22 protein-coding genes are annotated in these 23,649 nt (G+C 67.5%); 8 read left to right on the forward strand and 14 right to left on the reverse strand.

The window, feature by feature from the left end; all coding sequences use genetic code 11:
• Window positions 1-22: 22 nt before the first annotated feature.
• The 6 genes from ODI_RS21590 (at window position 23) to ODI_RS21615 (ending at window position 6,046) form a co-directional block, all read left to right on the forward strand.
• Window positions 23-1,141: a CobW family GTP-binding protein gene (locus ODI_RS21590; RefSeq protein WP_067757616.1), complete on the forward strand. Its 1,119-nt coding sequence runs from the start codon at window positions 23-25 to the stop codon at window positions 1,139-1,141.
• A 159-nt stretch (window positions 1,142-1,300) separates the two neighbouring features.
• Window positions 1,301-1,678 (forward strand): RNA polymerase-binding protein DksA, encoded by a 378-nt coding sequence (dksA, locus tag ODI_RS21595; protein ID WP_231968286.1) that lies wholly within the window; start codon window positions 1,301-1,303, stop codon window positions 1,676-1,678.
• Window positions 1,679-1,855: 177 nt separating this feature from the next.
• Window positions 1,856-2,395, forward strand: coding sequence for an ATP-dependent protease subunit HslV (gene hslV / locus ODI_RS21600; protein ID WP_067757622.1), 540 nt, complete (start codon window positions 1,856-1,858; stop codon window positions 2,393-2,395).
• A gap of 44 nt (window positions 2,396-2,439) precedes the next feature.
• Window positions 2,440-3,771 (forward strand): ATP-dependent protease ATPase subunit HslU, encoded by a 1,332-nt coding sequence (gene hslU, locus ODI_RS21605; protein ID WP_067757625.1) that lies wholly within the window; start codon window positions 2,440-2,442, stop codon window positions 3,769-3,771.
• 158 nt (window positions 3,772-3,929) lie between these two features.
• Window positions 3,930-4,649 (forward strand): hypothetical protein, encoded by a 720-nt coding sequence (locus tag ODI_RS21610; protein WP_157929803.1) that lies wholly within the window; start codon window positions 3,930-3,932, stop codon window positions 4,647-4,649.
• Window positions 4,646-6,046, forward strand: a complete 1,401-nt coding sequence (locus ODI_RS21615) for a 5'-nucleotidase C-terminal domain-containing protein (protein ID WP_082985445.1) — start codon at window positions 4,646-4,648, stop codon at window positions 6,044-6,046. Before ODI_RS21610 ends, ODI_RS21615 begins: the two co-directional genes overlap by 4 nt.
• Before the next feature lie 82 nt (window positions 6,047-6,128).
• Here ODI_RS21615 and ODI_RS21620 read toward each other — a convergent pair whose 3' ends face one another.
• Window positions 6,129-6,458: a copper-binding protein gene (locus ODI_RS21620; protein WP_082985446.1), complete on the reverse strand. Its 330-nt coding sequence runs from the start codon at window positions 6,456-6,458 to the stop codon at window positions 6,129-6,131.
• A 104-nt stretch (window positions 6,459-6,562) separates the two neighbouring features.
• Here ODI_RS21620 and ODI_RS21625 point away from each other — a divergent pair, with 104 nt between their 5' ends.
• Window positions 6,563-7,123, forward strand: coding sequence for a cob(I)yrinic acid a,c-diamide adenosyltransferase (locus ODI_RS21625; RefSeq protein WP_067757627.1), 561 nt, complete (start codon window positions 6,563-6,565; stop codon window positions 7,121-7,123).
• Here ODI_RS21625 and ODI_RS21630 read toward each other — a convergent pair.
• The 13 genes from ODI_RS21630 to ODI_RS21690 form a co-directional block, all read right to left on the reverse strand.
• Window positions 7,120-7,995 carry a LysR family transcriptional regulator gene (locus ODI_RS21630; protein WP_067757633.1) on the reverse strand — a complete coding sequence of 292 codons (876 nt, stop codon included), beginning with the start codon at window positions 7,993-7,995 and terminating at the stop codon, window positions 7,120-7,122. The two genes, ODI_RS21625 and ODI_RS21630, sit on opposite strands and share 4 nt — an antisense overlap.
• Window positions 7,996-8,052: 57 nt before the next feature.
• Entirely contained in the window at window positions 8,053-8,907 is an 855-nt protein-coding gene (locus ODI_RS21635; protein WP_098021049.1) for an IucA/IucC family C-terminal-domain containing protein, read from the reverse strand.
• Window positions 8,865-9,683: an ABC transporter ATP-binding protein gene (locus ODI_RS21640; protein ID WP_067757636.1), complete on the reverse strand. Its 819-nt coding sequence runs from the start codon at window positions 9,681-9,683 to the stop codon at window positions 8,865-8,867. The genes ODI_RS21635 and ODI_RS21640 overlap by 43 nt, the downstream gene beginning before the upstream one ends.
• A gap of 3 nt (window positions 9,684-9,686) precedes the next feature.
• Window positions 9,687-10,733, reverse strand: coding sequence for a FecCD family ABC transporter permease (locus ODI_RS21645; RefSeq protein ID WP_067757639.1), 1,047 nt, complete (start codon window positions 10,731-10,733; stop codon window positions 9,687-9,689).
• The gene (locus ODI_RS21650; RefSeq protein WP_197707123.1) at window positions 10,726-11,760 is read right to left on the reverse strand and encodes a FecCD family ABC transporter permease; all 1,035 of its coding nucleotides are present in this window, start codon (window positions 11,758-11,760) and stop codon (window positions 10,726-10,728) included. Before ODI_RS21650 ends, ODI_RS21645 begins: the two co-directional genes overlap by 8 nt.
• Window positions 11,757-12,701: an ABC transporter substrate-binding protein gene (locus ODI_RS21655; protein WP_197707124.1), complete on the reverse strand. Its 945-nt coding sequence runs from the start codon at window positions 12,699-12,701 to the stop codon at window positions 11,757-11,759. The genes ODI_RS21650 and ODI_RS21655 overlap by 4 nt, the downstream gene beginning before the upstream one ends.
• Window positions 12,702-12,745: 44 nt before the next feature.
• Window positions 12,746-14,788: a TonB-dependent receptor gene (locus ODI_RS21660; protein WP_231968161.1), complete on the reverse strand. Its 2,043-nt coding sequence runs from the start codon at window positions 14,786-14,788 to the stop codon at window positions 12,746-12,748.
• Window positions 14,789-15,002: 214 nt separating this feature from the next.
• Window positions 15,003-16,550 carry a UxaA family hydrolase gene (locus ODI_RS21665; RefSeq protein ID WP_067757643.1) on the reverse strand — a complete coding sequence of 516 codons (1,548 nt, stop codon included), beginning with the start codon at window positions 16,548-16,550 and terminating at the stop codon, window positions 15,003-15,005.
• A 69-nt stretch (window positions 16,551-16,619) separates the two neighbouring features.
• Window positions 16,620-17,651: a Bug family tripartite tricarboxylate transporter substrate binding protein gene (locus ODI_RS21670; RefSeq protein ID WP_082985448.1), complete on the reverse strand. Its 1,032-nt coding sequence runs from the start codon at window positions 17,649-17,651 to the stop codon at window positions 16,620-16,622.
• Window positions 17,652-17,894: 243 nt separating this feature from the next.
• Window positions 17,895-18,899 (reverse strand): lipoyl synthase, encoded by a 1,005-nt coding sequence (gene lipA, locus ODI_RS21675; protein WP_067757645.1) that lies wholly within the window; start codon window positions 18,897-18,899, stop codon window positions 17,895-17,897.
• Window positions 18,900-19,036: 137 nt separating this feature from the next.
• On the reverse strand, window positions 19,037-19,690 hold the full coding sequence (lipB, locus tag ODI_RS21680) for a lipoyl(octanoyl) transferase LipB (RefSeq protein ID WP_067757648.1): 654 nt from the start codon (window positions 19,688-19,690) through the stop codon (window positions 19,037-19,039).
• A 23-nt stretch (window positions 19,691-19,713) separates the two neighbouring features.
• Window positions 19,714-19,989, reverse strand: coding sequence for a YbeD family protein (locus ODI_RS21685; protein ID WP_067757651.1), 276 nt, complete (start codon window positions 19,987-19,989; stop codon window positions 19,714-19,716).
• 10 nt (window positions 19,990-19,999) lie between these two features.
• Window positions 20,000-21,244, reverse strand: a complete 1,245-nt coding sequence (locus ODI_RS21690; RefSeq protein WP_067757654.1) for a D-alanyl-D-alanine carboxypeptidase family protein — start codon at window positions 21,242-21,244, stop codon at window positions 20,000-20,002.
• A gap of 276 nt (window positions 21,245-21,520) precedes the next feature.
• Between ODI_RS21690 and ODI_RS21695 the strand changes: the two genes are divergently transcribed.
• A complete protein-coding gene (locus ODI_RS21695; protein ID WP_067757657.1) occupies window positions 21,521-23,620 on the forward strand; it encodes a putative bifunctional diguanylate cyclase/phosphodiesterase in 2,100 nt (699 codons plus the stop codon).
• Window positions 23,621-23,649: the final 29 nt, after the last annotated feature.

Genomic DNA, 23,649 nt, shown 5'->3' on the forward strand with positions numbered 1-23,649 from the left:
GAATCCAGCACGAGTACCAGGCATGAACACCCCCCGCAGTCTCGACCAGATGGTCCCCGTCACGATCCTGACCGGCTTCCTCGGCGCGGGCAAGACGACGCTCCTCAAACGCATCCTCACCGAATACCACGGTCGCCGCATCGCGGTCATCGAAAACGAATTCGGGCCGGAAAGCATCGACAACGATCTGCTGGTGCAGGACAGCGAAGAGCAGATCATCGAGCTCAGCAACGGCTGCGTCTGCTGCACCGTGCGCGGCGACCTGATGAACACGCTGAACGACCTGCGCAAGAAGCGCGAGGCCGGCGAGGTCACGTTCGAGCGCATCATCATCGAAACCACCGGCATGGCCAACCCCGGCCCGGTGTGCCAGACCTTCTTCATGGACGACGACATCGCCGAGTACTACCGCCTGGATGCGGTGGTGACGGTGGTCGACGCCAAGCACGGCATGGCCACGCTGGATGCGCAGGAAGAAGCGCAGAAGCAGGTGGGCTTCGCCGACCGCATCCTGGTCTCCAAGAAAGACCTGGTCAACGAGGCCGACTACCAGGCCCTGCGCCATCGCCTGGTGCGCATCAACCCGCGCGCCTCGATCGAATCCGTCCATTTCGGCGAAACCGAACTGGGCAAGATCATCGACATCAGCGGCTTCAACCTCAATACCATCCTCGACATCGACCCGCAGTTCCTGGCCGATGAGCACCCTGACGCCGCGCACGACCACGCGCATGGCCACGACCACCATGACCACGGCCATCATGGCCATGATCACGACCACGAAGGCCACGACTGCAGCCCGGGCTGCAACCACGGCCATCACCATCACCCGGCGCACAACGACGACATCGGCGCGTTCGTGTTCCGCTCGAACAAGCCGTTCAACCCGGAGCGCCTGGAAGAGTTCCTGGGCGGCCTGGTGCAGGTCTATGGTCCCGATCTGTTGCGCTACAAGGGCATTCTTTACATCAAGGGCGTGAATCGCCGTATGCTTTTCCAGGGTGTGCACATGATGATGGGCGCCGAGCCCGGCAAGCCCTGGACCTCGCAGGAAAAGAAGGCCACCAAGATGGTATTCATCGGCCGCAAGCTGCCCCAGGAGATTTTTACCCGGGGATTGGAGCAGTGCCTGGCCAGTTGAGGGACGGTGCGTCACGCTGACGCGCCTCCTTGTCAGGCCGGAACATAATCTAGACGGAGTGCTTTCATGGCTACCAAGGCAGCAAGCAAGAAAACGGGCAAGCAGGCGAACGCCGACGCGGCGGTCATCGACCTGCCCACAGAGCAAGAACTCCTGGCCATGTCCGACGCGGACTACATGAACGAGCGTCAGCTCAATTTCTTCCGCGAGCGTCTGCGCCAGCTGGAGCAGGAAATCCTCAACAACGCAGGCGCCACCACCGAGCACCTGCGCGAAACGCAATTCGTCCCCGATCCGGCCGACCGCGCCACGATCGAGGAAGAACATGCGCTGGAACTGCGCACGCGCGACCGCGAACGCAAGCTGCTGAAGAAAGTGCAGCAGTCCATCGCCCGCATCGACAGCGGCGAGTACGGCTGGTGCGAGGAAACGGGCGAGCCCATCGGCGTGCCCCGCCTGCTCGCACGTCCCACGGCCACCCTGTCGCTGGAAGCGCAGGAACGCCGTGAGATGCGCCAGAAGATGTTCGGCGACTGACGCCGCGCCAGGCGCGCGCCCACGGGCGCGCCCCGGCACTTGAACGGACCTGCCCGCGCCTTGCGCGGCCAGGTCCGTTTTACTTTGCGTCAAGCGCGTCTCGTCACGCCGGGACGGCACGCTTGAACTTTGCCCGCCCATCCCCATCTACTTTCCCAGTACGACGAGACGAGACACATGGAACAATTTCACGCCACCACCATCCTCTGCGTGCGCCGCGGCAACCGGGTCGCCCTGGGCGGCGACGGTCAGGTCACGCTGGGCAATATCGTCATCAAGGGCACCGCCCGCAAGATCCGCCGCCTGTACCAGGACAAGATCCTGGCCGGCTTCGCGGGCGCGACGGCCGACGCCTTCACCCTGCAGGAGCGCTTCGAGGCCAAGCTGGAGAAGCACCAGGGCAACCTGCTGCGCGCGGCCGTCGAACTGACCCGCGACTGGCGCACCGACCGCGTGCTGCGCCGCCTGGAGGCCATGCTGATCGTGGCCGACCGTGAGCACACGCTGGTGCTCACGGGCAATGGCGACGTGCTGGAACCCGAACACGGCATCGCCGCCATCGGCTCTGGCGGCGCCTACGCCCAGTCGGCCGCGCTGGCCTTGCTGCAGAACACCGACATGGCGCCGGAAGACGTCGTGAAGAAATCGCTGGAGATCGCGGGCGATCTCTGCATCTACACCAACCAGAATCACGTCGTGGAAGTGCTGGGCGAGTGACCCTCGCGCCGACACCGACCTCGACACAGCCAAGCAGAGCCGCCATGTCCGCCACCACCATGACGCCCCGGGAAATCGTCTCGGAACTCGACAAGTTCATCGTCGGCCAGCAGCGCGCCAAGCGCGCGGTCGCCGTCGCGCTGCGCAACCGCTGGCGCCGCCAGCAGGTCGCCGAGCCGCTGCGCCACGAGATCCATCCCAAGAACATCCTCATGATCGGCCCCACCGGCGTGGGCAAGACCGAGATCGCGCGCCGCCTGGCCAAGCTGGCCGACGCCCCGTTCATCAAGATCGAAGCCACCAAGTTCACCGAAGTGGGCTACGTCGGCCGCGACGTCGACACCATCATCCGCGACCTGGCCGAGTTCTCCATCAAGCAGACGCGCGAGCTGGAAATGCGCCGCGTGCGCAGCCAGGCCGAAGACGCCGCCGAAGACCGCATCCTCGACGTGCTGGTGCCGCCGCCGCGCGGCGCCGACGGCTCGCTGCAACGCGAGGACAACGCCGCACGCCAGACCTTCCGCAAGCGCCTGCGCGAAGGCCAGCTCGACGACCGCGAGATCGAGATCGAACTGGCCCAGGCCCCGCAACAGCTCGACCTCATGGGCCCGCCCGGCATGGAGGAAATGACCGAGCAGTTGCGTGGCATGTTCGCCGGCCTGGCGAAAGAGAAAACCAAGCCGCGCAAGATCACCATCAAGGAAGCCTTCAAGCAGCTGGTCGACGAGGAAGCCGCCAAGCGCGTCAATGAAGACGAACTGCGCGCCGAGGCGCTGCGCAATGTCGAGCAGAACGGCATCGTGTTCCTGGACGAGATCGACAAGATCGCCGCGCGCCAGGAATCGGGTGGCGCCGACGTGTCGCGCCAGGGCGTACAGCGCGACCTGCTGCCGCTGGTGGAAGGCACCACGGTCAACACGCGCTACGGCATGGTCCGCACCGACCACATCCTCTTCATCGCGTCGGGCGCGTTCCACCTGTCTCGCCCCTCCGACCTGATCCCCGAGCTGCAGGGCCGCTTCCCGATCCGCGTAGAACTGGAATCGCTGACGGCCGCCGATTTCGTGCGCATCCTGTCCGACACCGACGCCTCGCTCACCAAGCAATACACTGCGCTGCTGGCCACGGAAGGTGTAGAACTGACGTTCACCGACGAAGGCGTGCAGCGCCTGGCCGAACTGGCCTTCGACGTGAACGAGCGCACCGAGAACATCGGCGCGCGCCGCCTGTACACGGTCATGGAGAAGCTGCTGGAGGAGCTGTCTTTCGATGCCTCCACCCGCAGCGGCAATCGCGTCGTGGTCGACGCCGCGTTCGTCAACGCGCAACTGGCCGAGGTCGCAGGCAGCCAGGACCTGGCCCGCTACGTGCTGTAAGCCGCCACGCCAGGGCGCGCCTTGCCGGACGCAGGGCGTACCCTGGTTTTCGATCTGCTACAAAGCGTCAGCAGGTGCGTCCCCGCACCCGCTTGTCATGCCGAAGTCATCCCGCCCAAACAGACTTCACGCCGCCACCAACCAAGGAGGAGACGGCTGTGAAAGTTGCTGGACGGGTGTTCGCGCCCACGCTCATCATTTCCACGCTGCTGCTCGCGCTGAGCGCCTGCGGCACCAACCAGGATGACGACGACGCGCCCGCGCCGCCGCCCGAAGCGGGCGTGCCCTCGGGCACGACGCTGAAGCTGGCGTTGCTGGAAACCTCCGACCTGCACGCCAACGTGCTGGGCTACGACTATTACCGCCTGGCGGAAGACCCGAGCATCGGCACCGACCGCGCGGCCACCCTCATCAAGCAGGCGCGCGGCGAATTCCCCAATACGCTGCTGTTCGACAACGGCGACACCATCCAGGGCACCGTGCTCTCGGACTACCAGGCGCTGGTCAAGCCGGTGCAGTGCGGCACGCTGCCGGTGATCTACCAGCAGCTCGAGGCGCTGAAGGTGGATGCCGCAGCCATCGGCAACCATGAATTCAACTACGGCCTGCCCTATCTCTCGCAGGTCACCAACGTCGACTTCAGGATCGACGGCATCGCCAAGGGCACGCCCGGCACCAACCCGCAGGCGCAGGCCGACTGCGCGGCGCCCAGCTTCCCCTTCCTGTCGTCGAACGTGCTGAATGCCAAGACGCAGGAGCCGATCTTCCAGCCGTGGACGATCCTGCCGCGCACCTTCACCGCTACCGCAGCAGATGGCAGCAGTATCTCGGTCAACGTGAACGTGGGGGTCATCGCCTTCACGCCCCCTCCATCATGACGGCCGACAAGCGCTTCCTGGATGGCCACGTCACCACGACGGAGTACGTGGCCGCCGCCCGGAAGTACGTGCCGCAGATGCTGGCCCAGGGCGCGGACGTGATCGTGGCGCTGGCGCACAGCGGCATCACCACCGCGCAGACCGGCGACAACGCGGGCCTCGCGCTGAGCTCGGCGGCGGGCTTCGATGCCATGCTTTTCGGCCATCAGCACCAGAAATTCCCCGATCCCGGCAACAGCCGCTCGCCGTTCGCCGGCCTGCCGGGCGTGGATCCCGACGCCGGCACGCTCAATGGCGTGCCTGCCGCCATGCCCGGTTTCTTCGGCAGCTATCTGGGCGTGATCGAGCTGACGCTGGCACACGACGGCACCCGCTGGTCGGTGCGCAAGGAAGACACCCGCAGCAGCCTGCGTCCGACGCTGACCAAGGCCGCGGCGAATGGCGCACCAGCCGAGTACGTCGCCTCGGACAGCGAGATCGCCGCGCTGGCCCAGGGCGTGCACGAGGAAACCATCCAGTACGTGCAGCAGCCCATCGGCGAGACGGCCTTCCCGCTCTCCTCGGACTTCGCCGCCGCGGGCGACGTGTCGTCGCTGCAGATCGTGAACATGGCCCAGATCGACTACGTCGAGCGCTACATCCAGGACAACAACCCCGAGTGGGGCAACCTGCCCGTGCTGTCGGCCGCCGCGCCGTTCCGCAACGGCTTCTACGGCGTGGACGACTACATCGGCGTCGAGACCGGCCAGGTGTCGCTGCGCAGCGCCGCGGACCTCTACACCTACAGCAATACGGTGAACGCCGTGCGCATCGACGGCAAGACGCTGCGGCTGTGGCTGGAGAACGCGGCGGGCTGGTTCAACCAGATCGATGCGTCGGAGACAGCCGAGCAGACGCTCATCAACGAGAGCTTCCCCTCGTACAACTTCGACGTCATGCAGGCCAGGGACGGCAAGCTGCGCTACACCATCGACATCAGCGTGCCGGCCTATCATTTCCGGGACAATCCCACGGGCCGGCGCATCACCACCCTGGAATACGACGGCGTGGCGGTCCAGGACGATGACCGCTTCATCGTGGCCACCAACAGCTTCCGCGCTGGCGCGCCTTACCTGGCGGGCGTGTCCGAGGTGGTGCTGGAGGCACCGGACACCAACCGCGATGCGCTCATCAAGTATGTCGAGACGCAGCCCACCCTGACCCTGGCGGGATACGGGGCGGACCGCAGCTGGTCCTTCGCGCCGATGTCACCCGCCGGCGACGTCGTCTTCATGAGCTCGGCCAACGCCACGGACGCCAGGGCGCAAGGCTACGGCATCACCAACGTGAGCCGGGTGGGCACCGGCGAACAGTTCGGCCGGGCCGGCTACAGCAAGTTCTCGCTGGACCTGCGTTGACGGGATCGGCACGGCTGGCGCGCCGCGAGGGCGCCAGCCGGGATCAGGCACCGCGGCAAGCGGGGCCTGGAGGCGGACGGCGTCAGTTGATCGCCGTGACCACGTACTGCGAACCGCGGCGCGTGGCGGTGAACCTCACCGTATCACCCGGCTTGACCTTGGCAAGCAGCGCCGGGTCGATTTGATAGACCAGGGTCATGGCAGGCAACTCCAGCGCCTTGATCTCGCCATGCTTGATGGTGATCTTGCCGCCTGCGGCGTCGATGCGGCGCACCTCGCCGGATGCCGATGCGGTCACACCTTCCTGCGACGCGGCCGGCGCGGCTTCGACGCGCTGGGGCCAGAAGCCCGACAGCAGTACCCCTGCCAGGCTCAAGCTGGTCAGGGCGATCAGGGTTTTACGCTTTACCATTGCAAATCTTCCTCCGGAACCTCACGCGCACAGGCCCAGCAGGCCAGCCGCGCACGTGTCCTTTCCGGCAAGGATACCTGCAAACCCTGATACGGAATTTTTCCATGGGCAACCGCCTTTCGGTCATCAGCACGCGCACGGGCGATGACGGCACCACCGGCCTGGGCGACGGCAGCCGCAAGCCCAAGCACACCCTGCGCATCGTCGCACTGGGCGAGGTCGACGAGCTCAACAGCGTGCTGGGTTTGCTATGCGCGGAAGCAGGTTTGCCGGAGGCGGTCGCGCACGACCTGAACACCATCCAGCACGACCTCTTCGACATGGGCGCCGAGCTGTGCATTCCAGGGCACACCGCCTTGCAGGCCGCCCAGGTGGCCTTCCTGGACGCGCGCCTGGCGCACTACAACAGCGACCTGGGACCGTTGCAGGAATTCATCCTGCCCGGCGGCTGCCGCGCGGCGGCCCAGGCCCACGTCGCGCGCACGGTGTGCCGGCGCGCCGAGCGCACGCTGGTCGCGCTGCATGAACAGGAGCCGCAAGGCGATGCGCCGCGCCAATACCTGAACCGCCTGTCGGACCTGCTGTTCGTGCTCGCGCGATTCATCAACCGCGCGCACGGCGTGCCCGATGTCGCGTGGCAACGGCACGAGGCGCGCAAGGCCTAGACGTCATCGCTGCGCGCCGCGGCCGCCTCCAGGAATGCGCGCGCCATGGATGCATGCGGCGCCTGCGCCGCCCACAGCAAGCCCATGCGGCGCACCGGCGCCACGCCAGGCAGCGGCACGCGCGCCAACGGCATGCCCGCCACGCCCACGGGCGCCCAGTCCGGAATGAGCGACACGCCCAGGCCCTCGGCCACCATGGCCGCGATCGAGGGCAAGGCATCGATCTCCAGCCGCTCCTGCGGCCGGATGCCGTGCTGCCGCAGATAGCGGTCGGCCATCCGTCCACCCCAGGTGGCGCGGTCATAGCGGATGAAGGACTCGCTGGCCATCAGCGCATGCGCATCGCGCCCCGCCTGGTTGGCCGGCGCCAGCACCACCAGCGGCTCTGCTGCCAGCAGATGCCAGTCATAGCCCTTGGGAATGGCGAACTGCGGCTGCACGATGATGGCCGCGTCCAGCTCGCCCTCCGTCACCTGCTGATAGAGATGGCTGGACGTGCCCGGTTCGACATACACGGCCAGGCGGGGATAGCGCTGGTAATGGCGCCGCAGCACCGGCGGCAGCAGGCCGGTGAGCGCGGAGGTGGAGACACCCAGCCGGAACTCGCCCAGCGGCTCGTCGGCGCTGGCACTGGCGCGCAGGTCGCGCACATCGCGCATGACCACGCGTGCGCGTTCCAGGATCTTCACCCCGGCCTCGGTCGGCTTGACGCTGCGGCCCGCGCGCTTGACCAGCGCCACGCCCAGTTCTTCCTCCAGCGAACGCACGCGCGCCGCGATGGCGGCGGGTGTCAGGTCCAGGCGGCGCGCGGCCTCGGCCAACGACCCGCAATCCACCACCGTGACGAAGCTCTGCACATAGCGGGTGTCCATGTCTCTGGTTTCCTTGTTGTGATGGGCGGGGCGGCCCCAGCCTGGACAACAAGGATTCTAGGGCCTGGCCGGGCCCGGGCCGCGCCCTCGCCTGCCGGGCCGCAACAGGGGGCAGCCGTCGCAGTACGCCACCGGCGCCGATGCCGCGTAGTACAGGCAGCAGGTCTTGCGGAAACGCTGCGGCGCGTCGCCCGGCACGGGTGTCGGCGCATGGAAGTATCTTGCCAGGGGGTTATGGTCCAGGCCGAACACGTCAGGAGACGCGTCGGCGACGAGATAGGCGAAGTCCTCGGCGATGCGGCGGCGCACGGCCGGCGAGACATGGCTGTGCAGCAGGCGCTTCTCGTACAGGGAATAGACCCGCACCGCGGTGTTCTCCCACAGGATGCGCGGCGCGATGCCCGAGACCTGGGCCAACACACGCCACAGCTTCGTCAAGTGGCCGGCGAACAGGTCCGTCACCAGCGCTTCGCGCCAGGCCACGCGCCCCGTCCGCGGCGCATGGCTGGCCGCCAGCTGCCGCAGCACCAGCCGCGAGCGCCACACGCCATCGTGCGTCGTCTCGATCACGCAGTTCCCCAATCGAAGATCCAGGCCACGATCCAGGACGCTCATCGCCGCCAAAGGCGCGGCGGTTGCCACGAATGCCCAGCGCTTGGCGAGCAGGGAAGCGGTGATCGCCCGGCGGTCCGACAACAGGCGTGGCCCCAGTCCGTCGAGCAGGGCCAGGCACCGGTCCGGCAACAAGGCGTCCTCGCCATCCAGGCTGGCCGCGGGGTCGCGTGCCGGCCAGGCGGCCAGCGGGAATGGCGCCAGGACCTGCATGTCGGCCGGCGACAGCGCCTCGCGTGGCTGATCGGTGTCGCGCATCACCCCAGCCCGCTTGCCGGGACGCGTCCGATCGGCACGCATAACGGCGTGCCTGTCACGGGGTCCTCGATGATGCGCGAGCGCAGGCCGAAGACGGCCTCGACCGTGGTGGCGGTCATCACGTCGGCTGGCCGGCCCTGGGCATGCACCCGCCCCTGCCGCATGGCGATCATGTGATGCGCGTAGCGCGCGGCAAGGTTCAGATCATGCAGGACCATGACGATGGTCTTGCCATGGCGCTGGTTCAGTTCGCGCAGCAAGTCCAGCACCTCGATCTGGTAGGCCAGGTCCAGGTAGGTGGTGGGCTCGTCCAGCAGCAGGATGCCGGTGTCCTGCGCCAGGGTCATTGCAATCCACGCACGCTGCCGCTGGCCACCCGACAGGGCATCGACCGGCAGGTGCGCGCACGCCTCCAGGCCCGTGTCGTGCAGCACCCGCGCCAAGGTCTCCTGGTCCTGGCGGCTCCATTGCTGCCGCCAGCTTTGGTGCGGGTACCGTCCCAGCCTGACCAGCTCGAACACCGTGATGCCCTCCGGGGACAGCGGCGTTTGCGGCAGGATGGCCAATTCGCGGGCCACCTGCGCGGTGGACAGCCGCTGGATCGCGCGTCCATCGAGCAGCACCGACCCCTCGACGGGCCGCAGCAGCCGCGCACAGGCCTTCAGCAACGTGCTCTTGCCACAGCCGTTGCCCCCCACCAGCACGGTGACGCCGCCACGCGCAATGTCCAGGCTCACGTGATGGACGACGTTGTTGGCGCCGTAGGACAGCGTCAGGTCGCGCACGGCAAGCGGCAGGGTCTCCACGGGCTTTTCCATGTGTCAGCGTAGCCGCCGAAGCAGCAGGTAAATGAAGAACGCGCCGCCCAGCACGGCCACGAAGATGCCGGCGGGAATATCCTTGGGCAGGAACAGCGTGCGTCCCACCAGGTCCGCCAGCGCGACCAGCATGGCGCCGATAAGCGCGGTGGCGACGCAAGCGCCACCAAAGCCCTGCCCCACCCAGCGCCGCGCCACATGCGGCGAGATCAGGCCCACGAATGCCACGGCGCCGGCATGCGCCACGGCCGCGCCGGCAAACAGCACACCGAGCACAAGCAATTGCAGGCGCAGGCTGCCGGTTGCCACGCCCACGCCACGCGCCGCCAGTTCGTCCAGTTGGTAAGCGGGAACGGCGCGTCCCACCCACGCCAGGCCGGGCAGCAGCACGAGAAACCAGAGCACCATCGAGACCACCTCGGGCCAGGTCGCGCCGAACACGCTTCCCACCAGCCACACATAGGCGCTGAGCGTGGATGTGCTGGGACTGCTTGCCAGCATGGCGGTCGTACAGGCGCCCATGAGCGCCGAAACGGCAATGCCCGTCAGCACCAGCCGGGTGGGAGAGGCGCCCGCGGCGGGCCCGCGGCGGGTGATGGCCAGGACCTGGACCGCCAGCGTGGCGGCCGCCGCGCCGCCGATGGCGAAAAGGGGCAGCCAGTGCTGGCCCAGGTACGGTGTCAGGTAGCTCAGGAAGAATACGGCGGCGGCGCTGGCGCCACTGCTCATACCCAGCACGTCCGGCGAGGCCAGCGGGTTGCGCACCAGGGTTTGCAGCAGCAGGCCCGAGAGGCCCAGCGCGGCGCCCGCCAGCAGTGCCAGCAGGGCGCGCGGCAGGCGCAGGTATTCAATGATGAAGCCCTGGCGCGGGTCGCCGCGGCCCGCCAGCGCATCCAGCACGCCACCGGCGCCGATAGGGTATTTCCCCAGCATCATGGACACCAGCAACAGGCCCACGCAGGCCACCGCCAACAGCAGCCCCACCCACACCGCACGCGGGTGGACCAGCCGTGAGCCCAGGCGGCCGCGCCAGATCCAGCCCCTACTCATGCCGCCACCCCCTGCGTATCAACAGGATGAAGCAAGGCGTGCCCAGCAGCGCCGTCAACACCCCCACCGGGATCTCCTGGGACGAGGCCGCTACCCGCGCGGCGATATCGGCGGCCAGCAACAGGCAGGCGCCATAGACCGCGCAAGCCGGCAGCAGCCAGCGATGGCCGGCGCCCACCATGCGGCGTGCCGCGTGCGGCACCAACAGGCCGATGAAACCGATGGCGCCCGCCAGCGCGACGGCACTGCCAGCCAGCAACACCACGCAGGCGGCCAGCAAAGCCTTGATCCAGCCCGTGCGCTGTCCCAGTCCCACCGCGATCTCTTCGCCTGCCGCCAGGACATCCACGTGTCGCGCCATGAAGATCGCCAGCAGGCCTGCCGCCACCGGATAGGGCAGCACGGTGCCGACGATGGCCAGCTCACGCCCGGCCACCGAACCGGCCAGCCAGAACAGCACGCTTTCCAGGCCTTCCTGGTTGACGACCAGCATGGCCTGGGTCAGCGCCACGAAGAGCGCGGAGACCGCCGCGCCCGCCAGCACCATGCGCAGGGAAGACATCCGTGCCAGGCCCGTCGCGCCCAGCACATAAATGGATGCCCCCGCCAGCGCCGCGCCCGCGAAGGCCGCCCAGATGAACTCGGCGAGGCCGCCAAGCCAGCCGGCAGCCGTCAGCGCGACGGCGCAGAACATGGCGCCGGCGTTCACGCCGAAGAGGCCCGGCGACGCCAGCGGGTTGCGCGTCAACGCCTGCATCAGGGCCCCCGCCAGCGCCAGGCTGGCGCCCACGACCGCGGCCACCACCGTGCGGGACAAGCGGGTAGTGGTCACGATGAGGTGCTCGGTATTGCCTGGGTCGTAAGCCCGGAACGCCTCCAGGACCGTGCGCGGCGTGATGGCCATCTGCCCGACGGCCAGGCTTGTCACGCACAGCGCGGCAAGCAGGATCAGTCCCGTCGCCAGCCAGGCCGGGCCGGACCAGGATGCAGCACGCCAGCCCGGCATGGTGGAAGACGCCGCAGTCATGATGACTCGGCGCTCGCCAACAGTCGGCGCACGTCGCGGCAGACACCCTGCGCGGCCAGGATGCCGCCCGACAGGTTCCAGACCACGTTGTCCACCGGGAACACACGTCCGGCCCGCACAGCGGCCAGCCGCTGCCACAAGGGATGCCGCTGCCAGGCGTCGAGATTGCGCTGGACGGCATCGGTGCGCGTGCGCATCAGCACGAAGATCACGTCGGCGTCCAGGAAAGGAATGTTCTCGTGGCTGCCCAGCTTGCGCAGCGGCCCGCGCTCGCCGGCCTGCACGCGCGTGCGTCCGAAACCCACCGTGCCCAGCACGCCGCCAGAGAAACTGTCGGGCAGGTAAGCACGAACATGGTCCTCCCGGAACTCGATCACGCTGGCGCGCATCGGCCACTGGGCGCCATGGCGCGCCGCCAGGGTGGCGCCCAGCGCGCGGGCCTCCTGCTCGAAGGCCGCCAGCAAGGCATCCGCCTGGGCCTCGCGGCCCAGGGCAGCCCCCACCAGCGCGGTGGTGGCACGAAAGTCGTAGACGTCTTCGGCCGCGACGGTGGGTGCGATCCGCGACAGCAGGCCGTAGATCCGCTCGTTGCGAAACCGCGATGCAACGATGAGATCGGGCGCCAGGTAAACCACGTCTTCCAGGCTGGGCTGGGTTTCCAGGCCAACCAGCGCAGGCGCGGGCAGGCGTTCGCGCAGATACCGATATACCGGCTTTTCGGTCCATGACTCCACCACACCCACCGGCCGCAAGCCCAGCGCCAGCGCCGCGTCCGTGGCACCCTGGAAAAGCGTGATGACGCGGGAAGGCTGCCCCGTCAGCGTGGTGTCGCCCAGCGCATGAGCGACCGTGCGGGCTTGCACCGCCCGTGCCGGCCAGGGCGCGGCCAGGCACAGGCCCGCCGCGCCCAGCAGCAGGCGGCGGCGGTCAGTTCTGGGCAAGCCGTCCATGACCGATGGCCCGCGCGTCACTGCGTCGCCCGGCACTAGAAGCTGAGCGAATAGCCAAGCGTCACCGTGCGGCCGCGGCCCGCGAAATAGCGGGCGGGCTCGACCAATGCGCTCTGCGAGTAGTAGGTGATGTACTGCTTGTCGAACAGGTTCGACACCGCCAGGCGCATCGTGCCGCGCGGCAGCTTGTACTGCATGGCCGCATCCACCAGCGTGTAGCCCTCGAAGCGCTTGGCGGGATCGTCGAACCCTCGGTCGAATGCATGCTGCACTTGCAGGAAGGATCCCAGCTTGTCGGTCCAGTCGGCCGACCACGTCGCGATCAGCCGGTTCGGGGCGACATTCAAGCCATCCAGATGCGCATCCAGCCTGCCGTCGTCGTTGCTGTCGTAACGGCCCCGCGTATAGGCGTAGGACAGCTTCACGCGATGTGCCTGATTGATGCGATGGCCCACGGCCGCCTCGATGCCCTGGATGCGCGTCTTTTCGCGCGACATCATGAAGGCGCCGTTGACGGGCACGATACGCGTGCCGAAGTCGGAGTCGGACTGGAAGACGCTCAGCTCGCCGTCCCAGTCGCCATGGTTCACGCGGGCGCCGACCTCGACGCTCTGCGTCACGATGGGTTCCAGGCTGCGCAGGCTGTCGATCGTCGTTCCCGGTGTGTTGATGGCGCGCAGCACCCGGCCCACGTCCGGCATGCCGAAGCCTTCGGAGTAGCTGCCGAACAGCGTGACGGCCTTGGTGGGGGAATAGACCAGGCCCGCGTTGAACAGCGTGTCATCGAACTTCAGCTTTCCGCCCTGCACGTCGACACGGTTGTAGCGGGCCAGCGTCTGGTAGCTGTCGATTTCAAGATCCGCCCGTTCGTGCCGCACGCCCGCATGCAGCGTCAGATCGTCGAGCAGACGGAACTCGCCCTGGGCAAACAGCGACAGGTTGCGGTATTCGGATTCCGGCACGTAGGTGCGGCCGGTACCGTAGAGGTCCTGCTTGCCCTTGTCGATCAAGGTGTCGATACCCGCCGTGAGCTTGAACCGGCCGTCCAGCATGCCGTCCTTGCTCAGGCTGATCTTGCTCCCCCATTTGGATGCCGTGGAGCGTGACTGGTCGTACAGCGTTCCCACGGGCGCGATCAGGGGGTCCTGGAACGTCGACGAGTTGTCCGCGCCGAACAGGCCCTCGAACTCCTGGTTGAACAGCATGGCGTTCAGTTCCATGCCCGCCAGATCGTGGTGCACGTATGACAGACTGGACGTCCATACGTCGTTCCAGGCCGGCGTACCGGGCGGGTCGCCGCGCTCGGACGTGGTCGGAATGCCTTGTTGGCGGTCGCCGGGAATGCCCACGTAGTTGCCTTGGGACTTGATGCGGTAGCGGTTCACGCTGAACTGCAGGCGCTGCTCGTCCGTCAGCCACCACCCCAGCTTGCCCATGAAATCGTAGGCCTGCGAATCCATCAGATCGCCTTGCGTGACATCCGCGCCGATCGGGCGCCCCTTGCCGTCACGGTACAGGCCCTGGTCATCCCAGCTGATCGCGAAGAGATAGTCCAGGTCGTCCGAACGACCGTCTGCGCGATAGCTGGTCTTGTAGCTGAAGCCCTCGCCGTCCAGCTTGCTGGTCGGCACGGTGGCCTGCACGTCGATGTGCTGGTTGAAGCTGCCGTTCTCGGGACGCCGGGTGACGATGTTGATGGTGCCGCCGGTCGCCCCCAGGCCATTGATGGCGTTGGCCCCCTGCACGACTTCGATGCGCTCGACCATGCCGAAATCGATGGTGTGCACTTCGCGGCCGGTTGGGCGCAAGGGGTTCGACTGCGGCACGCCGTCTATGAGGATCAGCGGCGTGCGGCCCCGCAGGGTTTCACCGCTGCCGTTCATCTTGCCCCGGCTGGGGGTGTAGGACGGCAGCAGGTTGGCCAGCACATCCGAGGAGTTGCCCGAGATCGCCAGCTGTTGCTGGATCTCTTCCTTCTCGATGATGGTCACGCTTTGGGGCGCCTTGTCCGCCGCCATGTTGGACCGGGACGCCGACACGACCACGGAATCCATGACCTGGACGTCGGTGCCCGACACTTGCGCCTGCGCGGCGCAGATAAAAGCGAAAGGGGCCCAAGCGGCCCCCAGATAGTAGTACGTCGTCCTCAATTGCCTCGCTCCACGACTGCTTGTATCAAACCTCCCCGTAATGTAATCAATAATCGTTATCGATGATGTTTGTATTGGTAAATACGCTTTCCCGGCACCAGGAACGTCCGGGAAAGCGCGCCACGCCAGTCTCCCGGGCGGCTCAGCTCACCACGCCGATGTTCCAGGGCACGAACTCATGGTCGCCCAGCCCCAGGTCTTCGCTCTTGGTGTGTTCGCCCGAGGCTACCTTCAGGATCCGCGCGAAGATGCGCTCGCCCACTTCCTGCAGGCTGGCCGTGCCGTCCAGGATCTCGCCGCAGTTCAGGTCCATGTCTTCGGTCAGGCGCTGGTACATCGGCGTGTTGGTCGCCAGCTTGATGGACGGCACGGGCTTGGCGCCGAACATCGAGCCACGGCCGGTGGTGAAGCAGATGATGTTCGCGCCGCCCGCGATCTGCCCCGTGGCCGAGACGGGATCGAAGCCCGGCGTGTCCATGAAGACCAGCCCCGGCTGCGTGACCGGCTCGGCATAGCGGTAGACCTCCATCAGGCCGGTCGTGCCGCCTTTCATCGAAGAACCCAGCGACTTCTCGAAGATGTTGGCCAGCCCGCCCATCTGGTTGCCCGGACTGACCTTGCCGTTGATCTGCACGTCGCGGCCAGGCGAGTACTCCTCCTTCCACCAGCGGATGCGTTGCACCAGCTTCTCGCCCACTTCGCGGCTGCGCGCGCGCGAGGTCAGCGTATGCTCCACGCCATAGATCTCCGGCGTCTCCGACAGGATCGCCGTGCCGCCATGCCGCACCAGGATGTCCATGGCCGCGCCCAGCGCCGGGTTGGCGGTGATGGACGAGAAGCCATCCGAGCCGCCGCACTGCAGGCCGATCTTCAGGTGGCTGGCCGGCACGCTGCTGCGCCGCGCGGCGTTCGCCTCGGGCAGCAGGGCCTCGATGGCCGCGATGCCGCCTTCGATGGTCTTGCGCGTGCCGCCCGTCTCCTGCATCACGAAGGCATGCAGGCGCGCGCCCGCCGACAGCCCCTGGTCTTCCAGCAGCTGGTGCAGCTGGTTGCGTTCACAGCCCAGCCCCACCACCAGCACCGCCGCGAAGTTGGGATGCCTGGCATAGCCGCCCAGGGTGCGGCGCAGCAGGTCCATGGGCTCGCCCGACATCTCCATGCCGCAGCCCATGCCATGCGTCATCGCGACCACCCCGTCGACATTGGGCCAGGCCGCCAGGCGCGTCTCGTCGAACGCGTCGGCGATGCGATGCGCCACCGTGGCCGAACAGTTCACCGTCGACAGCACTCCGATGTAGTTGCGCGTACCGACCTCGCCATTGGCGCGCACATAGCCCTGGAAGGTGGCCTGCCTTTCCGCCGGCAACAGGGCCGTGGGCACGTAGTCCCGGCCATGCGCGTAGTCGCGGTCGAACTCGCGGAAATCGGTGTTGTGCGAGTGCAGGTAGGTGCCCGCGGCGATGTCGGTCGCCGCGAAGCCGATACAGACGTTGTACTTCAGGATGGGCTCGCCGGCCTTCAGGTCGCGGGCGGCCAGCTTGTGGCCGGCGGGCACCTGGCTGCGCGCCGTGAAGCCTTCGCTGGGCACGTCGGTGCCCAGGCCCACGGGTACGCGGGCAACCACCACGTTGTCGGAAGGATGCAGGCGGATCACCGGACCGGTAACGCGCTTTTCAGAGAATTCGATCATGGCTGGACTCTTGGGAAGAACTTGCGGGAGCGATCACGGCCGGCCGGGCCAGGCCGGCCGGCGGGGCACTTACTCGGGACGCAGGCCCATTTCCTTGATGGCCTTGTCCCAGCGGGGCGTCTCGGTGTCGAGCATGCGCTTGAAGTCCTGGGGCGTGCTGCCGATGAGGGTCAGCCCCTGTTCGTCCAGGTTGCGGCGCAGGCCGGGGTCCTTCAGCGCGGTCAGGATCGCATCGCTCAGCCTGGCCAGCACGGGCTCGGGCAGCTTGGCGGGCGCGAAGATGCCGTACCAGGTCAGCACGTCGAAGTCCTTGAAACCCGACTCGGCCATCGTGGGCACGTCGGCCATCTTGGGATGGCGCTCGAGGCTGCTGACGGCCAGGGCGCGCAGCTTGCCGTTCTGCACGTGCGACTGCGCGACCGGCAGGTTCGCGAACATGAAGGGCACGTGGCCGCCCAGCACGTCGGCCAGCGCGGCGGATTCGCCCTTGTAGGGCACGTGGGTCACGTCCACGCCGATCATCTTCTTGTAGAGCTCGCCCGCGATGTGCTGCGGTCCGCCCTGGCCCGACGAGGCATAGGTGACGTTGCCCGCGCCCTTGGCCTTCAGCTCCGCCGTCAGTTCGGCCACCGTGGTGGCCTTCACCATGTCGGGGTTGACCACCAGCAGGAGCGGCATCGACACCATCTGCGAGACGGGCGTGAAGTCGGCCAGCGGATTGAACGGCAACTTCGGGTACATGGCGGGCGCGACGATCAGGGTCGACTGCGAGCCCAGGAACAGGGAATAGCCGTCAGCCGGCGAGCGCGCGACGTTGTCGGCGGCAATCGTGCCCGTCGCGCCGGGGCGGTTCTCGACCACCACCTGCTGCCCCAATTGCTCGGACATCTTCGCGCCCACCAGCCGCGCCACGACGTCGGCGCCGCCACCGGGCGCAAAGCCCACGACCACGCGCAAGGGCTTGGTGGGAAAGTCAGCCGCCACGGCCAGGGGCGCCGCGCCCATCGCCAGCGCGGCCGCCGCCGCGCCGGTACAGGCGCGCACCAGCCCCGGCAGACGTGCAAAGGGAAACGCGCCCACGGCGCGCAAAGTCGTCTTCATGCCTTGTCTCCTTGTGGTTGTCCTGACGCGCCGATCTCCGCCGGCGCGTGGGTACTACGAAGAGACGATTCTGAAGAGCGCCGGAAGCGGGAACAAGCTTCTTCCGGTATGTTCAATCGATAAGGATTTTATGGATTGAAGACAAGCGCCCAAAACAAAGGCCGGGCAAAAACCCGGCCAAAAAAACAAAACCCACAAGGCAAGCCCCCTGGGGGGGGGAGCCGCGCCAGCGCCTCGGGGGGGTTACTGCACCCCGGCGGCGTGCGCCTGTTCGTCGGCGTGATACGACGAACGCACCATTGCCCCCACCGCCGCATGCGAGAAGCCCATCGCATACGCCTCCCGCTCGAACATGGCGAAGGTGTCGGGGTGGACGTAGCGCAGCACCGGCAGGTGGTGCTCGGACGGCTGCAGGTACTGGCCGATGGTGAGCATGTCGACGTTGTGGGCGCGCATGTCGCGCATGACCTGGAGGATTTCCTCGTCGGTCTCGCCCAGGCCCAGCATCAGGCCCGACTTGGTGGGCACCTCGGGATGCAGCGCCTTGAAGTCGGCCAGCAGGCGCAGCGAATGCGCGTAGTCCGAACCGGGGCGCGCCTGCTTGTAGAGACGCGGCACGGTCTCCAGGTTGTGGTTCATGACATCGGGCGGGCCGGCGTTCAGGATGTCCAGCGCACGGTCCAGGCGGCCGCGGAAGTCGGGCACCAGCACCTCGATGCGGGTGTTGGGCGACAGCTCCCGCACGTGGCGGATGCACTCGACGAAGTGGGCGGCGCCGCCGTCACGCAGGTCGTCGCGGTCCACCGACGTGATGACGACGTACGACAGCTTCAGGGCGGCGATGGTGCGCGCCAGGTTCAGCGGCTCTTGCGTATCCAGCGGATCGGGGCGGCCATGGCCCACATCACAGAAGGGGCAGCGGCGCGTGCACTTGTCCCCCATGATCATGAAGGTGGCCGTGCCCTTGCCGAAGCACTCGCCGATGTTGGGGCAGGAGGCTTCCTCACAGACCGTGTGCAGGTTGTGCTCGCGCAGGATGCGCTTGATGTCGTAGAAGCGCGACCCCGGCGCGGCGGCCTTCACGCGGATCCATTCGGGCTTCTTCAGGCGTTCGACCGGAATGACCTTGATGGGAATGCGCGCGGTCTTGGCTTGGGCTTTCTGCTTCTGGGTCGCGTCGTAGGCGGGCGCGGGGGCCGGCGTGTCCGTGACGGCAGGAGTCGAGGACGGCTGGACGGGCGTGGACATAGGCTTACCTGGCACAGGGGGCGGACCGCCAGGCGGGCCGACCACAACGAAGGGAAACAACCAGTGTACCGCCCCGGGCGGCCGCCCCCAAACCGTCGGGCGAGCGCAACAGCGCTTGACTGACGCTGGCGGCGGCTTCAGGCCGGGCTTGCAGCCTTGCGGCAGATCCGCGCCACGCGCGGCGCCAGCAGCGCGGCCGCCTCTTCCAGCCCGAGGCGCGGACCGCAGGCGGCCAGGTCGACGGTCTGCAACCCTTCATAACCACAGGGATTGATGCCGGCGAACGGCGCGAGGTCCATGTCCACGTTCAGCGCCAGTCCGTGGTAGGCCCGGCCGTTGGAGACCTTGATCCCCAGGGCCGAGATCTTGGCCAGCCCGGGCGCATGGCCGGCGGGCGCCGCGACATAGACGCCGGGCGCGCCCGGCTTGCGACAGGCCGCGACATCCAGCGCGGCCAGCATGTCGATGACGGCCTGTTCCAGCGAGAAGACGAACTCCTTCACCAGCAGGCCCGCGCGGCGCAGGTCCACCAGCGTGTAGACCATGAGCTGGCCCGGCCCGTGATAAGTGACCTGCCCACCCCGGTCGGTACGCACGACCGGGATGCCGGCAGGGTTCAGGACGTGTTCGGACCGGCCGGCCTGGCCTTGCGTGTAGACGGGAGCGTGTTCCGCCAGCCACAGCGCGTCGGGCGTGGCGGCGTCGCGCGCCAGTGTGAAGTCGCGCATGGCCTGCCAGACCGGCAGGTAGTCCGCCGGCCGGGCCAGCCACTGGGCGGCAGGCGGATCCATGAGCAGGGACACGGCGGCGCTTGCTAGAGGACCACGGACACCATGGGGTGGCCGTGCAGCGCGCGATACAGCGCGTCGAGCTGCTCGCGCGAGGTGGCGCGCACCGTGAAGGTCAGGCCGATGTAGTTGCCCCCCTTGCTGGGTCGCATCTCGACCGTGGCCGGGTCGAAGCCGGGGTCGTGCTGCAGCACGACTTCGGTGAGGACCTGGGCCAGCTCGGGATGCTGGCGGCCCATGACCTTGATCGGGAAGTCGGAGGGATACTCGATCAGGGACTGTTCGGGCGGGATGTTCTGCATGGCGGCAGCCCTATTGGAACCAGCGCTTGACGGTGTCGGCGAGACGGCCGAAGAAGCCGGCGCGCTCGACGGTTTCCTTGACCACCAGCGGTTCGACGCGCAGGGTCTTGCCATCCAGGGTCAGCGCCACGGTGCCGATGGCCTGGCCCTGCTCCAGCGGGGCGACCAGCGGATCAGGGCGCTGGGCCACGGGCTTGACCTCGCCCGAACGGCCGCGCGGCACGGTGACCCAGACGGGTTCGGCGGTGCCGAGCTTCACGGTTTCGGCCTTGCCTTCCCAGATGCGTGCCTCGATGGCGGGCTGGCTGGCGTCGAAGAGCTTGAGCGTGTCGAAGTTCTGGAAGCTCCAGTTCATGAGCTTCAGGCTTTCCTCGGCGCGGGTGGCTTCGCTGTCGGTGCCCACCACGACGGTCAGGATGCGGCGGTCGCCGCGCATGGCCGTGGCCACCAGGCAGTAACCGGCGGACTCCGTGTGGCCGGTCTTCATGCCGTCCACCGAGGGGTCGGCCCATAGCAGGCGGTTGCGGTTGGACTGCGTGATGCCGTTATAGGTGAAGTCGCGCTGCTTGTAATAGTGGAAATGCTTGGGGTGGTTCACGATCAGGTGCGTGGCCAAGGTGGCCAGGTCGCGCACCGAAGTGACGTGCTGCGGGTCGGGCAGGCCCGTGGCGTTCATGAAGTGCGTGCGGCTCATGCCCAGCCGCTTCGCTTCCTGGTTCATCAGCGTGGCGAAGGCCGACTCGCTGCCGGCGACGGCCTCGGCCACCGCGACGGAGGCGTCATTGCCGGATTGCACGATCACGCCCTGCAGCAGCTGCTCGACCGTCACGGGCTTGCGCGGCTCGATGAACATGCGCGAGCCGCCCGTCTTCCAGGCGGCTTCCGAGACGTTGACCTGCTGCTCGAGCGAGAGACGGTTCTCGTCGACGGCGGTGAACGCCACGAAGGCGGTCATGATCTTGGTGAGCGAGGCCGGCTCGACCTGCTGGTCGGGGTTGGACGCGGCCAGCACCTGTCCGCTGGTGACGTCGATGGAGATCCAGGCGCGGGCGGCGATGGCCGGCGCGGGAATGGTCGAGAGTTCGGAAACCGGCACGACGGTCGAGCCCGCGCCTGTGTCACGGCCAGTCTGCGCCACCTGCGGATTCTGGCTCTGGGCAGGCGCAAGCGCCGGCGCCATCGCCAGGAGCAGGCCGGCCAGCGCAAGGCGGGCGGCGGAGAACGGGAGTCGCGCGGCGGCAGGGAAATTCGTCATGAGCATCGCAATAAAGGGTAGGAAGTGTCGGCGCAGGCACGCGGGAACGCTTTCCGCGGCGCCGAGGCTCGTCATTATAGGCAGGCTGTCCGACCCGCTCATGGCCAAAGGGTTCCGCGCAGTGCACCCGGGCGTCACGGATATGCAACCCGATGCAACAGCAACCCTGGGATTCTTTGGCCACGGCCCGTCCGCCGCAGCGGACTGCCTACGCTATGATTAGCCGCCCTTTTCCCCCTGGCCAGCCTTGTTCACGCACGCCCCGCATGCCCCCGTATGACTGGAACCTACGATTTACGGATCGTCCTGATCTCCCTGCTGATTGCAGGTCTGGCCTCGTATACCGCCCTTAGCCTCACCAGCCGCCTTGCCCTGCTGGCGGACCGCCGGCAACGCCTGCTCTGGCTGACGGGTGGCGCCATCGCCCTCGGCACCGGCATCTGGTGCATGCATTTCGTGGGCATGCTGGCCTTCTCCCTTCCCATCGAAATCGGCTACGACCTGCTGATGACGGCCGCCTCGCTGCTGATCGCCATTGCAGCCTCGGGCATCGCGCTGCATGTCGCCAGCAACAGCGTGCTGGGCATGCGCCGGCTGGTCGCCAGCGGCGTCGTCATGGGCGCGGGCATCGCCACCATGCATTACCTGGGCATGGACGCCATGCGCATGTTCCCGCCCATCCGTTTCAATCCCTGGCTGTTCCTGCTGTCGGCCTTCATCGCGGTGGCGGCCTCCATCGCCGCCATGTGGATCGCGCACGCCCTGCGCGCGGCGGGCACGCATGGCCTGCAGCGCAAGCGCCTGGCAGCCTCGATCATCATGGCCTTGGCCGTCACCGGCATGCACTACACCGGCATGGCCGCCGCCAGCTTCGCGCCCGATACCGTCTGCCTGGCGGCCAACGGCCTGGACAACGCCGGCCTGGGCATGGCGGCGGCGGCCATCACGCTGACCCTGCTCACCATCACGCTGGTCCTGAGCATGCTGGACCAGCGCTACGACAGTTCCACCCGCGAACTCAAGGGCTCGCTGCTGCGCATCAGCAGCGCGCTGCGCCGGCTCGAAACGGTCGATCCGCTCACCGAGCTGCCCAACCGTTCCACGCTGCTGAACCACGTCGCGCTGTGCCTGGCACGTGCGCGGCCACGCGGCCGTCAGTTGGCGGTCCTCTTCATGGACCTGGATGGCTTCAAGACCATCAACGACTCGCTGGGCCACTCCGTCGGCGACGGCATGCTCAAGGCCTTCGCCCAGCGCCTGCGCCAGTGCGTGCGCCCGAACGACATGGTGGCCCGACTGGGCGGCGACGAATTCGTCATCGTGCTGGAAAACCTGGATGGCGCCGAGTTCCCCGGCCAGATGGCCACCCAGATCCTGGAGGCCATGCGCCAGGACCTGCTGATCGACGGCACCGCGCTGCGCGTGACGCCCTCCATCGGCATCGCAATGTTCCCGGGCGACGCCGACACCGTCGACGGCCTGATCAAGAACGCCGACATCGCCATGTATTCGGCCAAGCAGAATGGCCGCAACACCTACCGTCACTACGAGCCCGCGATGGGCGAGCAGGCCATGCGCCTGTTGCTGCTGCAGCAAGGCCTGCAGGAAGCATTGACCCATGACACGCTGACGCTGCACTTCCAGCCCAAGTTCGACGGCGCCACGCAGCGCCTGACCGGCGCCGAAGCCCTGATCCGCTGGAACCACCCCACGCTGGGCATCGTCCCGCCCAGCGAATTCATCCCCATCTCAGAGCGCTCCGGCCAGATCATCGAGATCGGCTATTGGGTGGTGCGGCACGTCTGCCGCCAGTTGCGCGAATGGGAGCGCCAAGGCATGCCGGATCTCGTCATCGCGGTGAACCTGTCGCCCAAGCAACTGGCCCATCCCGATATCGTCGAAGGCATGCACGCCATCACGCGCGAGGCCGGCATCTCGCCCAGGCGCATCATCTTCGAGATCACCGAAAGCGTGGCCATGGACAACGCCCGCATGACGGGCGAGGTGATCCGGGCCTTCCACCGCGTCGGCTTCGAAGTGGCCATCGATGACTTCGGCACCGGCTATTCCAGCCTGGCCTACCTGCAGCAGTTCCGCGTGCAGCAACTGAAGATCGACCGCTTCTTCACCAACGGGCTGGATACGCACGGCGAGGAAGGCGAAGCCATCGTCTCGGCCATCGTGGCGTTGGCGCACTCGTTGAAGATGCAGGTGGTGGCCGAAGGCGTGGAAACCGAAAGCCAGATGCGCAAACTGCGCGACCTGTCCTGCGACCAGGTGCAGGGCTACCTGCTGGCGCGCCCGCTGCCTTCGGATGAGTTCGAACGCTTCGTGCGGGCCCAGCAACAGCAACCCGACGCACCCGGCCTGTCCTAGCCAGGCACGACCCAGGATGCCGCGGCGCC

The organism is Orrella dioscoreae (assembly GCF_900089455.2).
Lineage (GTDB): Bacteria > Pseudomonadota > Gammaproteobacteria > Burkholderiales > Burkholderiaceae_B > Orrella > Orrella dioscoreae.

What these genes read in the sequence shown, in the direction of transcription:
- ODI_RS21640 (WP_067757636.1), bottom strand. Translation starts at nt 9,683, where the DNA reads ATGGAAAAGCCCGTGGAGACCCTGCCGCTTGCCGTGCGCGACCTGACG.
- lipA (WP_067757645.1), bottom strand. Translation starts at nt 18,899, where the DNA reads ATGTCCACGCCCGTCCAGCCGTCCTCGACTCCTGCCGTCACGGACACG.
- ODI_RS21650 (WP_197707123.1), bottom strand. Translation starts at nt 11,760, where the DNA reads ATGACTGCGGCGTCTTCCACCATGCCGGGCTGGCGTGCTGCATCCTGG.
- dksA (WP_231968286.1), top strand. Translation starts at nt 1,301, where the DNA reads ATGTCCGACGCGGACTACATGAACGAGCGTCAGCTCAATTTCTTCCGC.
- hslV (WP_067757622.1), top strand. Translation starts at nt 1,856, where the DNA reads ATGGAACAATTTCACGCCACCACCATCCTCTGCGTGCGCCGCGGCAAC.
- hslU (WP_067757625.1), top strand. Translation starts at nt 2,440, where the DNA reads ATGTCCGCCACCACCATGACGCCCCGGGAAATCGTCTCGGAACTCGAC.
- ODI_RS21630 (WP_067757633.1), bottom strand. Translation starts at nt 7,995, where the DNA reads ATGGACACCCGCTATGTGCAGAGCTTCGTCACGGTGGTGGATTGCGGG.
- ODI_RS21590 (WP_067757616.1), top strand. Translation starts at nt 23, where the DNA reads ATGAACACCCCCCGCAGTCTCGACCAGATGGTCCCCGTCACGATCCTG.
- ODI_RS21615 (WP_082985445.1), top strand. Translation starts at nt 4,646, where the DNA reads ATGACGGCCGACAAGCGCTTCCTGGATGGCCACGTCACCACGACGGAG.
- ODI_RS21635 (WP_098021049.1), bottom strand. Translation starts at nt 8,907, where the DNA reads ATGCGTGCCGATCGGACGCGTCCCGGCAAGCGGGCTGGGGTGATGCGC.
- ODI_RS21670 (WP_082985448.1), bottom strand. Translation starts at nt 17,651, where the DNA reads ATGAAGACGACTTTGCGCGCCGTGGGCGCGTTTCCCTTTGCACGTCTG.
- ODI_RS21695 (WP_067757657.1), top strand. Translation starts at nt 21,521, where the DNA reads ATGACTGGAACCTACGATTTACGGATCGTCCTGATCTCCCTGCTGATT.
- ODI_RS21665 (WP_067757643.1), bottom strand. Translation starts at nt 16,550, where the DNA reads ATGATCGAATTCTCTGAAAAGCGCGTTACCGGTCCGGTGATCCGCCTG.
- ODI_RS21690 (WP_067757654.1), bottom strand. Translation starts at nt 21,244, where the DNA reads ATGACGAATTTCCCTGCCGCCGCGCGACTCCCGTTCTCCGCCGCCCGC.
- ODI_RS21685 (WP_067757651.1), bottom strand. Translation starts at nt 19,989, where the DNA reads ATGCAGAACATCCCGCCCGAACAGTCCCTGATCGAGTATCCCTCCGAC.
- ODI_RS21620 (WP_082985446.1), bottom strand. Translation starts at nt 6,458, where the DNA reads ATGGTAAAGCGTAAAACCCTGATCGCCCTGACCAGCTTGAGCCTGGCA.
- lipB (WP_067757648.1), bottom strand. Translation starts at nt 19,690, where the DNA reads ATGGATCCGCCTGCCGCCCAGTGGCTGGCCCGGCCGGCGGACTACCTG.
- ODI_RS21625 (WP_067757627.1), top strand. Translation starts at nt 6,563, where the DNA reads ATGGGCAACCGCCTTTCGGTCATCAGCACGCGCACGGGCGATGACGGC.
- ODI_RS21645 (WP_067757639.1), bottom strand. Translation starts at nt 10,733, where the DNA reads ATGAGTAGGGGCTGGATCTGGCGCGGCCGCCTGGGCTCACGGCTGGTC.